Origin of the sequence: Streptomyces sp. SP18CS02, from assembly GCF_036322365.1 — a bacterium.
Classification (GTDB): domain Bacteria; phylum Actinomycetota; class Actinomycetes; order Streptomycetales; family Streptomycetaceae; genus Streptomyces.
The window spans coordinates 331,992-346,546 of the sequence record NZ_JAQYXC010000285.1; the positions used below are offsets into that span (position 1 = coordinate 331,992).

General features: G+C 71.7%; 11 protein-coding genes. 5 read left to right on the top strand and 6 right to left on the bottom strand.

Features of this window, described 5'->3' with window-relative positions; translation table 11 throughout:
• Nucleotides 1–303: 303 nt before the first annotated feature.
• Genes PUR26_RS18550 through PUR26_RS18565 form a run of 4 tightly spaced genes read left to right on the top strand, consistent with a single transcriptional unit; the run spans nt 304 to nt 4,513 of the window.
• On the top strand, nt 304–1,146 hold the full coding sequence (locus tag PUR26_RS18550) for an NTP transferase domain-containing protein (RefSeq protein ID WP_329873499.1): 843 nt from the start codon (nt 304–306) through the stop codon (nt 1,144–1,146).
• Nucleotides 1,143–2,417: a molybdopterin molybdotransferase MoeA gene (locus tag PUR26_RS18555; protein ID WP_329873500.1), complete on the top strand. Its 1,275-nt coding sequence runs from the start codon at nt 1,143–1,145 to the stop codon at nt 2,415–2,417. The genes PUR26_RS18550 and PUR26_RS18555 overlap by 4 nt, the downstream gene beginning before the upstream one ends.
• Nucleotides 2,414–3,496 (top strand): potassium channel family protein, encoded by a 1,083-nt coding sequence (locus PUR26_RS18560; protein ID WP_329873501.1) that lies wholly within the window; start codon nt 2,414–2,416, stop codon nt 3,494–3,496. The genes PUR26_RS18555 and PUR26_RS18560 overlap by 4 nt, the downstream gene beginning before the upstream one ends.
• A gap of 30 nt (nt 3,497–3,526) precedes the next feature.
• The gene (locus tag PUR26_RS18565) at nt 3,527–4,513 is read left to right on the top strand and encodes an NAD(P)H-quinone oxidoreductase (RefSeq protein ID WP_329873502.1); all 987 of its coding nucleotides are present in this window, start codon (nt 3,527–3,529) and stop codon (nt 4,511–4,513) included.
• Between the two features lie 189 nt (nt 4,514–4,702).
• On the opposite strand, the gene PUR26_RS18570 is transcribed toward PUR26_RS18565, so the two are convergent.
• From PUR26_RS18570 to PUR26_RS18595, 6 genes are all read right to left on the bottom strand, one after another.
• Complete coding sequence (locus PUR26_RS18570; protein ID WP_329873503.1) at nt 4,703–5,245, bottom strand: bacterial proteasome activator family protein; 543 nt, start codon at nt 5,243–5,245, stop codon at nt 4,703–4,705.
• A 127-nt stretch (nt 5,246–5,372) separates the two neighbouring features.
• On the bottom strand, nt 5,373–8,240 hold the full coding sequence (locus PUR26_RS18575) for an ABC transporter permease (RefSeq protein ID WP_329873504.1): 2,868 nt from the start codon (nt 8,238–8,240) through the stop codon (nt 5,373–5,375).
• Nucleotides 8,237–8,953 (bottom strand): ABC transporter ATP-binding protein, encoded by a 717-nt coding sequence (locus tag PUR26_RS18580; protein WP_329873505.1) that lies wholly within the window; start codon nt 8,951–8,953, stop codon nt 8,237–8,239. Before PUR26_RS18580 ends, PUR26_RS18575 begins: the two co-directional genes overlap by 4 nt.
• 526 nt (nt 8,954–9,479) lie before the next feature.
• Nucleotides 9,480–10,103, bottom strand: a complete 624-nt coding sequence (locus tag PUR26_RS18585; protein ID WP_329873506.1) for a PadR family transcriptional regulator — start codon at nt 10,101–10,103, stop codon at nt 9,480–9,482.
• 96 nt (nt 10,104–10,199) lie between these two features.
• Complete coding sequence (locus PUR26_RS18590; protein ID WP_329873507.1) at nt 10,200–10,934, bottom strand: hypothetical protein; 735 nt, start codon at nt 10,932–10,934, stop codon at nt 10,200–10,202.
• Nucleotides 10,935–11,163: 229 nt separating this feature from the next.
• Nucleotides 11,164–12,783 (bottom strand): protein kinase domain-containing protein, encoded by a 1,620-nt coding sequence (locus PUR26_RS18595; protein WP_329873508.1) that lies wholly within the window; start codon nt 12,781–12,783, stop codon nt 11,164–11,166.
• 309 nt (nt 12,784–13,092) lie between these two features.
• Between PUR26_RS18595 and PUR26_RS18600 the strand changes: the two genes are divergently transcribed.
• On the top strand, nt 13,093–14,555 hold a 1,463-nt coding region (locus PUR26_RS18600), incomplete at its 3' end, for a protein kinase domain-containing protein (protein ID WP_329873509.1).

The window sequence follows — 14,555 nt, forward strand, 5'->3', positions numbered from 1 at the left end:
GGGGAGTCGGGGGCTCCGGCCGGGTCGCCCCGCCGCGGCGGCGTCGCCCTGCGGGGACCGGATCCCCCCTGGTACCGGGCCGAGGGAGCGGGCCGCCTCGGGCGGGCGGACCGGCCGACACGCTTCGGCGGGTGGCCCGACGCCACGCGCGGGCGGAAGTCCCGGTCGACCCCTCCGGGCGGCAGGTCCGGCGGCCCGCCTTCCGGCCATGGGCCGCCCCCACGACGCGGCCGGATGCCGCGGGCGCAGGTGCGGTGGGGGCCGGGGTGAGGAGCGCCGAGGCGCGCGGCTCATACTGGGTGCGTGACCCGATTCGACGTCGTCGTACTCGCCGGGGGTGCCGCCAAGCGGCTCGGCGGAGTGGACAAGCCAGGGGTGAGCGTAGGCGGGCGGCCCCTGCTCGACCGGGTGTTGGCCGCCTCCCGGGCAGCCGGACGCACGGTCGTCGTCGGAGGACGGCGGGCCACCGTACGCCCTGTGACATGGGTGCGGGAGGAACCGCCCGGAGGCGGACCGCTCGCGGCGCTCGCGGCCGGGGTACGGCACGTGGAGGCCGACACCGTTCTGGTGCTGGGCGGAGATCTGCCGTTCCTCGAAGAGGGCACCGTAGGACAGTTGGCCGACGAACTGGCCGGCCGGAGTGCCGAGGGCGTCCTGTCCGTGGACCCCGACGGGCGTGACCAGCCCCTCGTCGCCGCATACCGCACCGAGCCCCTGCGGCGCGAACTCGCCCTACTGGCAGCGGAGTACGGCAGCCTCTCCGGGCTGCCGCTGCGTCTGCTCACTCAGGAACTCGACCTTGCCCGGGTCGCCGCCCCACCCCTCGCCTCCTTCGACTGCGACACCTGGGAAGACATCGCCATGGCCCGGGCCCGAATCAGGGAGCATGGGAACGTGCTGGACGAATGGATCACCGCGGTCAAGGCCGAACTCGGCATCGAACTCGACGTCGACACCGACCTCCTGCTCGACCTCGCCCGCGACGCCGCGCACGGCGTCGCGCGGCCCGCCGCGCCCCTCACCACCTTCCTGGTCGGCTACGCGGCCGCCAAGGCGTCCGGAGACGGCGCCGAAGCCGTGGCCGAGGCAGCCCGCAAGGCCGCCGCACTCGCCGACCGCTGGGCGAACGAGGCCGACGCGGAATGACGGACAGGGAGGCCGACGGCGTCGACGAAGCCCTCGCTCTGTTCGGGCGGCAGCCCCCGAAACGCGAGCGGCACCGGGCCACGGCCTGGGAGGACGCACGCGCCGTCGCGGCACGTGCGGGGCGTTCGGGACGCGCTCGCATCCGGCGGGCAGCCCTTGACCAGGCGCTGGGCCAGGTGCTTGCCGAGCCGCTCGCCGCGCTCACCGATCTGCCCTCGTTCGACACTTCCGCCATGGACGGCTGGGCGGTGGCCGGCCCCGGGCCCTGGGAGATCCTCGGGCACGACTCCATCCTCGCCGGTCACGGGGAGCCGGACATCCTGCCCGACGGTGTGGCGGTACGGATCGCCACCGGAGCCCGCGTCCCGCGCGGCGCCACCGCGGTGATCCGCAGCGAGCACTCCCGTACCGACCCCACCGGCCATCTGCACGCCCGGCACGCGGTGGGCCACGGGCAGGACATCCGGCCGAGGGGGCAGGAGTGCCGATCGGGCGATCAGCTGCTGCCCGCGGGGTCGGTCGTGTCGCCCGCCGTCCTGGGGCTGGCCGCGGCCGCCGGATATGACGAGCTGCCGGTCGTGGTCCGGCCTCGGGTGGACATCCTGGTGCTCGGCGACGAACTCCTCACGTCCGGGCTGCCGCACGACGGTCTCATCAGGGACGCCCTCGGGCCCATGCTCGGGCCATGGCTCACCGCTCTCGGGGGCGATGTCGTGGCGACCCGCCGTATCGGCGACGACGCGGAGGCGCTCTTCACGGCGGTCAGCCGCTCCGACGCCGATGTCGTGATCACCACCGGCGGCACGGCAGCGGGCCCCGTCGACCATGTGCATCCCGTCCTGCACAAGGCCGGCGCGGAGCTGCTCGTCGACGGAGTGAAGGTGCGGCCGGGCCATCCGATGCTGCTGGCCCGCCTCTCCCCGGACAAGTACCTGGTGGGGCTGCCGGGCAATCCCCTGGCGGCCGTGTCCGGGCTTCTCACGCTGGCGGAGCCCCTGCTGCGCGGGCTCGCGGGCAGGCCGGCCCCCGCTCCCCGCACGCGAGGAGTACGTGACGAGGTCCACGGGCATCCGCATGACACCCGTCTCGTGCCGGTCGTCCACCGCTCGGGGCGTGCCGTACCCCTGCACTACAACGGGCCTGCCATGCTGCGCGGCATCGCCGCCGCAGAGGGACTCGCCGTCGTCCCCCCTGGAGGCGTGCGCCCGGGAGACCCGCTCGACATCCTGGATCTGCCTTGGTCATCGAGCACCGAAGGGTGTTTCACGTGAAACTTCCCGGCCATGACGCGATGGCCCGCAGCGCCGACGACCACCTGATCACCGCCCGGGTGAAGCTCCCGCGCCGGATCGTCGAGAAGCCCCTGCGCCAGGTCGCCAAGCGGTTGCTCATGGCCTTGTTCGTGCTGGCGCTGACCGTCTTCATCGTGGTGGTCGACCGCGCCGGGTACCACGACAACGCGGATGAGAACGTCGACTTCCTCGACGCCGTCTATTACGCCACCGTCACCCTGTCCACGACGGGGTACGGCGACATCGTTCCGTACAGCGACAGCGCGCGGCTCACGAACGTGCTGCTGGTGACACCGCTGCGCGTGCTCTTCCTGATCATCCTGGTCGGCACCACTCTTGAGGTCCTCACGGAGCGGACCCGGGAGGAGTGGCGGCTGAACCGCTGGAGGTCCACCTTGCGTGACCACACCGTCGTCATCGGTTTCGGTACGAAGGGCCGGTCGGCGATGCAGACACTGTGCGCCACCGGGCTGAAGAAGGAACAGATCGTCATCGTCGACCCGAGCACCAAGGTGATCGAGGCGGCGAACGCCGACGGGTTCACCGGTGTGGTCGGCGACGCGACGCGCAGCGATGTCCTGTTGCGCGCCGAGTTGCAGCGGGCCCGCCAGATCGTCATCGCGACACAGCGCGACGACACGGCGGTACTGGTCACCCTGACCGCACGCCAGCTCAACCGAGGCGCCAAGATCGTCGCCGCCGTCCGGGAGGAGGAGAACGCTCCGCTGCTCCGGCAGTCGGGCGCCGACGCGGTGATCACGAGCGCGAGCGCGGCCGGCCGGCTGCTCGGTCTCTCCGTGCTCAGCCCCAGCGCGGGCACGGTGATGGAGGACCTGATCCAGCAGGGCAGCGGGCTCGACCTCATCGAACGGCCGGTCATAAAGTCCGAGGTGGGCAAGAACGTCCGAGAGGTGAACGACCTCGTCGTGAGTGTGCTGCGCGGCCACCGGCTGCTCGGTTACGACGATCCGGCGGCCAGTCCGCTCCAGCTGACCGACCGGCTGATCACCATCGTGCGGGCGAGCAGCCTGCCGCCGCTCAGCACGCCGCCCGAGTAGCGGGCGGGGAGCCGGAGTAGCCTCGCGGCCATGCATGCGATCACGATTCCGGAACCAGGTGGTCCCGACGCGCTCGTCTGGACCGAGGTGCCCGATCCCGTGCCCGGCGAGGGGGAAGTCCTCGTCGAGGTGGTGGCCAGCGCCGTCAACCGTGCCGATGTGCTGCAACGGCAGGGCTTCTACGATCCGCCGCCGGGGGCGTCCCCCTACCCCGGCCTCGAATGCTCGGGCCGTATCGCGGAGATCGGGCCCGGCGTCTCGGGCTGGAGCATCGGCGACGAGGTGTGTGCGCTGCTCGGGGGCGGCGGATACGCGGAGAAGGTCGTCGTACCCGCCGGACAGCTCATGCCGGTACCGTCCGGGATCGACCTCGTGACGGCGGCGGCGCTGCCCGAGGTGACGGCCACGGTGTGGTCGAACGTGTTCATGATCGCGAATCTGCGACCGGCTGAGACGCTGCTGGTGCACGGCGGATCGAGCGGCATCGGCACGATGGCCATCCAACTCGCCAAGGCGGTGGGTGCCCGGGTCGCGGTGACCGCCGGCGGTCCCGACAAGCTCGCACGCTGTGCCGAACTGGGCGCGGACATCCTGATCGACTACCGCGAGCAGGACTTCGTGGAGGAGCTGCACAGGGCGACGGACGGGGCGGGCGCGGATGTCATCCTCGACATCGTCGGCGCGAAGTACCTGGACCGGAACGTGAAGGCGCTCGCCGTGAACGGGCGGCTCGCTGTGATCGGTCTCCAGGGCGGTGTCAAGGCCGAGCTGAACCTGGGAACGCTGCTGGCCAAGCGTGCGGCGGTGACGGGGACGTCCCTGCGGGCGCGGCCGCTGAGCGAGAAGGCGGCGATCATCGCGGCGGTACGTGAGCACGTCTGGCCGCTGATCGGCTCGGGCACGGTCCGCCCTGTCGTGGACCGCACGTTCCTGATGCCGGAGGCGGCAGAGGCGCACCGGACGCTGGAGGCCAGCTCCCACGTCGGCAAGGTGCTGCTGGTCAGCCCCAGGGCCTGACCTCCCATCCCCCTCTGCCCGAGCCCTCTTCCCGAACCCCCTGACGAACCGGGCCGGACCCGTGTGCCTCGGCACGCGGGTCCGGCCCGATCCCTGTGTCACGCCCCGGATCGCCCTCGCGGTCGCATCGCGCCCTCGCGGCGATCGGGTACCCCCGGCGGCGCCCGGCGGGGTGGGTGGCGCCCTGCTCTAGAGGTACGGGCCCGAGCGGATGGCGCCGTGCGCGTGCTCGTCGCCGTCCTCGTGGGACGCGCCCGGGGGGAGGGCGCGTCGCATCTGCTCCAGCTGCGCGCGGGCCGCCATCTGCTGGGCGAACAGCGCCGTCTGGATGCCGTGGAAGAGACCCTCCAGCCAGCCCACCAACTGGGCCTGCGCGATGCGCAGTTCCGCCTCGGAGGGGATGGCCTCGTCCGTGAAGGGGAGGGAGAGGCGTTCGAGCTCCTCCACGAGCTCGGGGGCCAGGCCGTCCTCCAGCTCCTTCACCGAGCTGGCGTGGATCTCCTTGAGCCGTACTCGGCTTGCCTCGTCCAGAGGTGCCGCGCGGACTTCTTCCAGAAGCTGCTTGATCATGCTGCCGATGCGCATGACCTTCGCAGGCTGTTCGACCATCTCCGTCACCGGGACCTCGCGCGACTCGTCGTCACCTTGACTGCCGCCGAGCGCCATACCGTCCTGTCCCACTACGAGGACCTGGGGGCTCTCCTGCGACCGTTCATTCCTCGGCATCTCCATGCCGCCATTCTCTCGCACGGGTGCGTCACCACTCGGTGTGCCCCCGTACGTGGGTGATCCACCCTCGTACGGGGGCACAACCCCTGCGTCCATGGCTTACGACAGCACGGTCTCCGGGCTACGACGCCTACGACGCCTCGCGCCGTGCCATCGCCCCCCGCGAACGGGTGAGAAGTGCCGCGAGGAGCGCCGCGCCCAGCGGGACGGCGACCAGCAGGGCCGCCAGCGTCTCCCAGGGGACGATGATCGGCACGTGCGGCACCTGGTTCTGCGCGCCCCAGCCCGCGTCCAGGGCCTCCTCGTACCACTTCATCTCCTGGCGCCGCTCGGTCAGCCTCAGCCCCATCGCGGGCAGCACCCCGGCCGCGGAGCCGAGCACCACGCCCATCACGGCGACCACCCCGCACTGGAAACCGCTGAGCGTGCGGCGGACCCGCGGCGGCGCGCCGACCGCGGCGAGCGTCTTCAGGTCGGCCTCCGCGTCGGCCTGGGCGAGACCGGTGGCGATGCCGGCCGCGCCGATGGTGATCAGGCCCGCGAACACGGTCAGTGCCAGCAGCACGATGCTGGTACTGCTGACATAGCCCTCCTCCACATGGAGGTCGACGCTTCCGCCGGTCTTGGCGATCTCGCTGTCGAGCTTCTGCCGCTGCTCGGCGCTGGGCAGCGTGTCCGTCGAGAAGTAGGCACCCAGCGGGACGGTGGTGAAGCCCATCGCCTTGGCCGTCGTGGGCGGCATGATGGCCGCGACGCCGTACGAAGCGGTCTCCGCCGGCGCCTGGTACGCGGGGATCGACTTCACCACGCCCGGCGGCTCCTGGCCGTTCTCGAAGGCGGCATCGGCCGCCTTCGTGTCGGTGATCAGACGGATGCCGACCTTGCCGTCCTTGTCGATCTGCGGCTTCCAGAAGGACACGATCCTGCCCTCGGAGAGCGCCTTCGCCGCTGCCGGGTCGTCGATGCCGAGCACCTTCAGCAGCTTCTCGTCACCGATCACCAGTCCGCTCTCGGTGTTCGAGTTGCCCAGGACCCGCAAGCAGCGCCAGTCCCGACCGAGCTTGCGGCGCTCCTCGGGGCTGAACTTCTCCGAGGGGTCCGAACCGTCGGGGGTGTGCGCCCACAGCGGGCACTCGTTGGCCTTCGGGATGATCACCTCGTGGCGGCCGCAGTCCTTGCTCTCCGTGTACATCGAGCAACTGGTCTTGCCGACGACGATCCGGTCCACATCGGCCCGCGTGTCGACGGGCAGGTTCTTCTGCACCGCGTCACGCACGGTCGGTACGTCCCGGCCCCCGCCCTCGGTGAGGATCACCGAGACCGCGCCGTGCGGCAGCAGCGCCTCGTACGACGCCTTCTGCTGGGCGTCCTGGCTCGCCGCGTACGTGGCGACGGCGACCGTGCCCGCGACCGCGGCCAGCACCGCCGCGACCGCCGGAGCCGTACGACCCCGGTTGCGTACCGCGTCCCGCAGAGCGAGCCGAGGCGACAGCGGCAGCCAGCGGCCGACACGTCCGAACAGGCCGACCAGCGCCGGGGTCATGGCGACCACGCCGAGCTCCGCGATGGCGCTTCCGCCCGCCACGATGGCGAACTGCTCGGTGAACATCGACCCGTACAGCGCGATCGCCGCGCCCAGCAGCACCCCGACCAGCCCGACGACGGGCAGCACCCGGCTGCTGCGGCGCACACCGCGGCGACCGGTGAGCGAGGCGAGCACCGTCTGGCGGGACGCCGTGACGGCCGGCACGACCGCAGCCAGCAGACCGGTCAGCACGGCCAGCAACCCGATCCCCAGCAGCTCCAGCGGCCGGACGTCGAAGGCGCCGAAACGCTGGCCGATGGAGGTCTCCAGCAGCGGCTGCAGGGCGAAGGTGAGGATGAGGCCGAGGACCGTGCCGACCACGGCCGCGGCCACGCCGATGACCAGGCCGCCGGCCAGGACGATCGCCCGGATGTGGCTGCGGTCGCCGCCGTTGGCACCGACCAGTCCGAGCTGGCGCCGCGAGCGACGGGCTCCCACGGCGAACGCGGGTCCGGCCAGCAGACAGATCTCCAGCATGGCGAGACCGACGACCGTGCCGACGGCCGCGAGGGCGGCGACCTCGGCGCCGGCGCTCTCGCCGTACCCGCCCCAGCCCTCCATCTCGTACATCGGGACCTCGGACCGGGCGGGCGGGTCGAGCGCGACCGCACGCGAAGTCACCATCACGCCCTTGGCGTTGGCCTCCTTGACCATGTTCCACGTGAAACCGGCCGTTGCCGTCCTGGGCAGGGTCAGAAGGTAGGTGGTGCTCTTCTCCGCGCCGGGCAGATCGGCCGCCTTCAGGGCCTTGTCGAGCGGGTCCAGGAGAGCCCCGGGCAGAGTGTTGATCTGAATGGCCTTCAGGTCGTCGGGAAGCTCGTAGGAGCCGACGATCCGGTACTCGCGGTCGAGGCCGCGCGCGGCCACGGCGGAGCCGACCTTCAGCCCACTGTCCTCCAGGAACTGCGAGGTCGCGACCGCCTCGTCGGCCTTCTCGGGAAAGCGGCCGTCCAGCAGGGTCATGATGCCCCTGGCCATCGGGTCGGACGCCTTGAACTCACGGATATCGGTGTGGATGAGCCCGTAGGCGCTGCGCAGCTTCGCGGAGCCGGTCGAGTCGGCCAGCACGGTGGCGTTCGGCGGGAACGCCTTGGTCACGTCCGTCTTGCCATCGGGGTACGGCTTGCCGTCGTAGTCGCCCACCGGCGCGGACGTGAAGCCGTCGGGGAGCTGGTGGATCGGCACGCCGCCGGTCTCGGGGTCCGTGATCCGCGCGTCGGCCGTACCGAGCGAACGGCTCAGCTGCTCCTCCGTCGACAGCTCCGCGCTGCGCACGGTGAGGTCGGCGGCGCTGACGCCGAGGATGGGCAGGGCGATCATCGCGAGGACGAGGAAGCTGCGTCCCTTGAAGCGCCAGGCGTCGCGGCGGGCGATACGCACCGCGGCGCGCCAGGAGTGGAACCAGTTGTTCACCGCTCGGCCGCCTGGCCCGAGAGCAGGGAGTCCGCCTGGCTGCGGATGGTCTGGTCGACGACAGCGCCGTCCCGGAGGAAGACCACCCGGTCCGCCCAGGCCGCGAAACGCGGTTCGTGGGTCACGAGCACGCCGGCCGCTCCGGCGTCGCAGCGGGAACGCAGCAGCGCGAGCACGGACTCGCCGGTCTCGGAGTCCAGTGCGCCGGTCGGTTCGTCGGCGAGGACCAGCCGGCGGTCGCCGACCAGCGCGCGGGCTATCGCCACGCGCTGCTGCTGGCCGCCGGACATCTCGTCGGGGAAGCGGTCGGCGAGGTGACCGAGCTCCATCTCCTCCAGCGCGCGCAGGGCTTCGCCGCGTGCCTTGCGGGCCGACATGCCGTCGAGTTCGCGGGGCAGGGCGACGTTCTCGGCGGCGGTGAGGGCGGGGATGAGGTTGTAGTCCTGGAAGACGTATCCGATGCTCCGGCGGCGCAGCGCGGCGAGCGTCTTGCGGTCGCCCGAGGTGATGTCGGTGTCCTCGACGATCACACGGCCGGAGGTGGGGGTGTCGAGCCCGCCCGCGATGGTGAGGAGGGTGGACTTGCCGGATCCCGAGGGGCCCATGACCGCGACGAGTTCACCGGGGAAGACGTCGAGGTTGATGCCGCGCAGGGCGTGGACCTCGGTGGCTCCGGTGCCGTGCACCCTGGTGAGCTGCTGGAGTTGCAGCACGGGCCGCTGCGTCCGGGAAGCCTGCTGCGGCTGGTGGGCAGCCGATGAAGCCGATGAAGCCGATGAAGCCGATGAAGCCGATGAAGACATGGAGAGGGGTCCCCCCTTGGGCATACGCGTACGTGACGACGTACGGAGCGGAATCACTGAGCGGAGTGTCTGAGTGGAATGTCTGAGTGGAGTGACGGACTGGAGTGAGGCGGTGGAGCGTCGAGTGGACGAGCCGAGCGGGTGAGCCCTGGAAGCCCGGGGCCCCGGAGAACCGGTGGGCTCGGGGATCGGAGAGCGTGACGAACCGATGAGCGCGGTGGCCGGTCCCGTACGAACGGCCTGTCGGGACGGACGGCGCGGACGGCTCCGCGATACGGGGTTCCGTGGTACCGCGGGTTCTCCGGTACCGCGGGCTGTGCGACTGCGGGCGGTGCGGTCCTGCTGGTCTGTGCGGTGCTGCCGGGTCGTGCGGCGTCCGCAGGTGCCGTGCGGCGTCGACGGGTGCCGTGCGGCGTCCGCGGGGTCGTGCGGCGGGTCAGCGCCGTGTCGTCCGGCCGAGGCCGGTCGTGTCCTCGGCGGGGGACGGCACGGTGGGGGGCGGGGCCTGCCGGGAGGCGATGGAGAGCCGGATGAGCCGGGCCTCGCAGTGGTCGAGCCAGCGTGCCTCGGCCTCGGTCTGGAAGATCAGCTGTTCCAGCACGAGCAGCCAGGCGACGTCGTCGCGTTCCTGCGAGGCCCCGCCCTCCAGGGCGGTGATCGCCTGGGCCTTGAGGCGGGTGTAGTCCTGCATCGCCTTGACGGTGTGGTGACGCTGGGACTGGATGACGGCCCGGATGTCGACCCCGGAGGCACCGACCGCCATCGCGAGCTTGATGGCCAGCTCGTCGCGTGCCGGACTGGTGCGGTCGACGGGCTTCTCGAACCACTTCCTGAGCTCTTCCTGCCCGGCGTCGGTGATCGCGTAGAGCGCGTGGCCCGCCTCGTCCTCACCGCTCTGCGCGACCATGCCGTCGCGCTCCAGCCGGTTCAGGGTCGTATAGACCTGCCCGACGTTGAGCGGCCAGGTGGAGCCGGTACGGGACTCGAACTCCGAGCGGAGCTGAGAGCCGTAACGCGGGCCGCGTTCGAGGAGGGCGAGAAGCCCGTGACGGATCGACATACTCAGTATGTATACCGAGTATGCCGGGCGGTACAAGCGACCTGAGAGGGACCTGCTCGGTCCGTCTCCAGGAGGACACGGGAGGGCGGCGGCCGGTCAGCGGCGGCGCATCCGCAGGCCGAGGAACCCGACTCCCAGGCCCATGAGGGCGAGGCCGAACCCCAGGGTCAGCACCGGAACCTGCCGGTCAGCGGGGGTCTCGTCGCCCTGCGCGGCGGGCTCGTACGCGGCGGCGGGCCCCGTGGGGGGCGCGCCGACGTCGGCGGAGGAGTCCTCCTCCGGTACCGCTCGGGGGTCCCTCTCCGCCTCCAGGCGTTCCGGATCCGCTGTTGCCGTTTTGGTACGTGAGGGACTCGGCGTGGCCGATGCGGACGGTCCGGCCGAGGCCGGGTCGGTCGTGGGCGGCGGTGAACTCGGCCGCCCGGGCCGCTCGCGCCCCGCCCCGGCCGGCCGGCCGGCCAGCGACGGCGTCACGGGTTCGCGCGGCGCCCCGGCGGAGTCGAGGACGGCGGGGGCTTCGAGGGCGTCCCGCATGCGGAGGGGGTCGTGCGGGGTGCCCGGACCGGACGTCGCAGCGGAAGCGGGCGTCGGCGGACCCGCGGGGCCCTGGCTGTGACCGGCGCTGTGACGGGTGCCGTGTCCGGCGCTGTCTCCGGTTCCGTGACCGGTTCCGTGACCGGTGTCGTGTCCGGTGCCCGGCCGGGGCGTCCGGCTCTCCTCCGCGTACGGAACGGAGGCCGTGACCACCACCGGCGCCGCTCTCGCCTCGGGTGCGGCCAGCAGGAGTGACGCGAGCGCGAGCGCCCACCGCGAGCCGAGTCCTGGAGTCACCGGGTGACCCCCTCCCGTACCGACCAGCCGAGACCGAGAAATGCGGAACAACGGACTCAGCGTCACACGGGGATGGATCACCGGCATCCCGGGCGGCGTGAGGGCCACCCGCAGGAGTTAAAGAGAGTCCACGGCGTTGCCGGAGGGGGCTGGCGGAAGCCGCCCGCGCGAAACGCGCCGCCCCCGGGTCACCCGTCTCCCCGGGTACCGCCCCGGTCGGGGTGCGCGGCTACTGCCCCGGGTCACCCGTCGCGACCGTCAGCTCGAAGGTCTGGTTCTCCGGCACCACGGCGGTGCCCTCCGTCGGGAACTGCCGGATCACCTGGTCCTCGGCGAACTGCGGGTCGTCCACTTCCTTCACCGTGTACTGCCAGCCCGCGGCCTGGAGGCAGCTCTTGACGGAGATGAGGTCCTTGTAGACGAAGCTGGGCGCCTGGACCTTCTTCGGGTCGTCGCTGTCCTCGCTCGCCTCCGAGCACTTCTCGGCGTCGATCGTCCGGTTGCGCTCCGGCGGCTTGTGACCGGCCTGCGCCGACTCGCCCGTACCGTCGCCCGTGGTCTCGGTGGTGCCCGGGTCGTCCTTCTTGTCCAGCGCGACGGCCGTGATCACACCGCCGACCGCCAGCAGCGCGACCACGATCGCCCCGACGACGACCGGCATGTTCCGCCTGCCGCCGCCCGGTCCCGGGCCGCCGGCGCCCTGCGGCGGGGCCATCGTGTACGGCGCCGGGGTCTGGTACGCCGGGGCCGGCGCCGGGGTCGGGTGCTGCGGATACCCGTACGACGGCGTCGGGTTGGGGGCCGGTACGGCGTACGGGCCCGGTGCCGGCGTCGGCTGGTAGGGCGTCTGCACGCTGTGCGGGCCCGGCGCCGGAGTGGTGTGGTCGACCGGCGGGAAGACCGCCGAGCCCACACCCGCACCGCTGTTGGAGTGGGGCGCGCCCTGCACGATCACCGGAGCGCCGGTCTGTCCGGCCGACAGCAGCCGCAGGCACTCGTCACGCATGGCGGCGGCGCTGGGGAACCGCTCGTTGGGGTTCTTCTTCAGCGCGCGGGCCACCAGCGCGTCCATCGCGGGGGTGACCGACCGGTTGATGGCGGACGGGGCGACCGGCTCCTCCTGCACATGCGCGTACGCGATGGCCAGCGGGGAGTCCGCGTCGAAGGGGATGCGGCCGGTCAGCAGCTGGAACAGCATGATGCCGACCGAGTAGAGGTCGGAACGCGCGTCCACGCCGCGCCCCAGCGCCTGCTCGGGGGAGAGGTACTGCGGGGTGCCGACGACCATGCCGGTCTGCGTCATGGACGTGACGCCCGACTGCATGGCGCGGGCGATGCCGAAGTCCATGACCTTGACGATGCCGCGCTTGGTCATCATGACGTTGCCCGGCTTGATGTCCCGGTGGACCAGGCCCATCTCGTGGCTGGTCTCCAGGGCGGCCAGCACATCGGCCGTCACCTTCAGCGCCTTGTCGGCCGGCATGGCGCCATAGGCCTGGATATCGGCCTGGAGCACGGAACCGAGCGGCTGGCCCTCCACGTACTCCATGACGATGTACGGCATGAGGGCGCCGCCCAGGTCGTCCTCGCCGGTGTCGAACACCGAGACGATGTTGGTGTGCTGGAGCTTGGCGACCGCCTGGGCCTCGCGCCGGAACCGTTCGCGGAAGGACTGTTCGCGTCCGAGCTCGGTGTGCAGCGTCTTGATCGCGACCTGACGGTCCAGCGCGCTGTCGTACGCCAGATATACGGACGCCATGCCGCCTTCGCCGAGCAGATCGCGCAGCTGGTACCGGCCCCCCGCTACGGAACCGCCCGCGTAGCGGCCCTGTGCGCCGTCCTGGCTCATTCTGTTGCTTCCCCCTACGCGCGCGTGGTGGCCGCGGTGATCCGTATGTACTGGCCAAGTCTGCCCGAGGGCACCGACACGTCAAGCCGGGTGCCCGTTCCGTGACCGTACGCACAAGAAGCGTCTCGGAAGCGTTACCGGAGCAGCATGGAATTTGCACAGGTGTATGTGGAACGGGTTTGATGGCCGGTCCATCTCGGACCGGTCCGGCACGCGGAGGCTGTAGCGTGACGTGGCGTAGTACCCCTTAAGACACGGCGGAACACCGCACGCGCACAGCAAGCGGCACAGAAACGACGGCGAGGACTGATGGCATCCGGATCCGAAGCAGGCGGCGGCGGAATGTCGGATGCTGCGGACTGGGGCGTCGGCGGCCTGGTCGGCGACGGCCGCTACCGGCTGACCCACCGTCTCGGCCGTGGCGGCATGGCGGAGGTCTTCGCGGCCGAGGACGTACGGCTGGGCCGCACGGTGGCCGTGAAGCTGCTGCGTGCCGACCTCGCCGAGGACCCCGTCTCCAAGGCCCGCTTCACGCGCGAGGCGCAGTCGGTCGCCGGCCTGAACCACCATGCGATCGTGGCGGTCTACGACTCGGGCGAGGACCTGGTCAACGGCCAGTCCGTCCCCTACATCGTCATGGAGCTGGTGGAGGGTCGCACCATCCGCGACCTGCTGATCAGCGCCGAGGCGCCGCCGCCCGAGCAGGCTCTGATCATCGTCTCCGGGGTGCTCGAAGCCCTGGCGTACTCGCACCAGCACGGCATCGTGCACCGTGACATCAAGCCCGCGAACGTCATCATCACCAACAGCGGCGCCGTGAAGGTGATGGACTTCGGCATCGCCCGCGCCCTGCACGGCGCCTCGACGACGATGACGCAGACCGGCATGGTCATGGGCACCCCGCAGTACCTCTCGCCCGAGCAGGCGCTGGGCAAGGCCGTCGACCACCGCTCGGACCTGTACGCCACGGGCTGTCTGCTCTACGAGCTGCTCGCGCTGCGGCCGCCCTTCACCGGTGAGACGCCGCTCTCCGTGGTGTACCAGCACGTGCAGGACATCCCGGTCCCGCCGTCCGAGGTCTCCGACGTCGCCCCGCCGGAGCTCGACGGCATGGCGATGCGTGCGCTCGCGAAGGACCCGGACGACCGGTTCCAGAGCGCCGAGGAGATGCGCGGCCTGGTCCAGTACGGGCTGCAGATGCTCCAGCAGCAGGGCAGCCACACCGGCACCTGGAACACGGGCCCGGTCGACACGCACGACGGCATGCGCACGCCCGCCGGGGGCATGGCCGCGACCTCCGCGCTCGGCCACCCGATGCACAACGACACCTCGCAGGGCTCCATCCTGCCGCCGATGAACCCGGACGACGGGGCGTACGGCGGGTACGGGGGCTACGACAACGGACGCGGCGGCAAGAGCGGCGGCCGCGGCAAGCTGTGGCTGTTCGTCGCGCTCGCCCTGGTCGCGATCGTCGCCGGTGTCGCCTACGCGCTGGACAAGGCGGGCACCTCCACCGGCAACACGAACAACAAGGACAAGCCGGTCACCCAGTCGCCGCCCCCGCCGGACACCGCCAGCCCCACGCCCTCCGAGGAACGGACCGAGGAGAGCGAGGAGCCGGACGACTCCAGCGGCGGCAACGGCGACTGGAACCGTCCGCCGTCGCGTGACACGCCCTCGACGCCCAAGACCGACGCCCCGACGCCGTCCGACGACCCGCCCTCGTCCCCCGGCACCACCGAGGGCACGGACGGGGGTACCAGCACCGGTAC

Bases quoted from the DNA above. Each gene is read 5' to 3' on its own strand.
- PUR26_RS18595 (WP_329873508.1), bottom strand. From the start codon at position 12,783: ATGAGCCAGGACGGCGCACAGGGCCGCTACGCGGGCGGTTCCGTAGCG.
- PUR26_RS18565 (WP_329873502.1), top strand. From the start codon at position 3,527: ATGCATGCGATCACGATTCCGGAACCAGGTGGTCCCGACGCGCTCGTC.
- PUR26_RS18570 (WP_329873503.1), bottom strand. From the start codon at position 5,245: ATGGAGATGCCGAGGAATGAACGGTCGCAGGAGAGCCCCCAGGTCCTC.
- PUR26_RS18555 (WP_329873500.1), top strand. From the start codon at position 1,143: ATGACGGACAGGGAGGCCGACGGCGTCGACGAAGCCCTCGCTCTGTTC.
- PUR26_RS18585 (WP_329873506.1), bottom strand. From the start codon at position 10,103: ATGTCGATCCGTCACGGGCTTCTCGCCCTCCTCGAACGCGGCCCGCGT.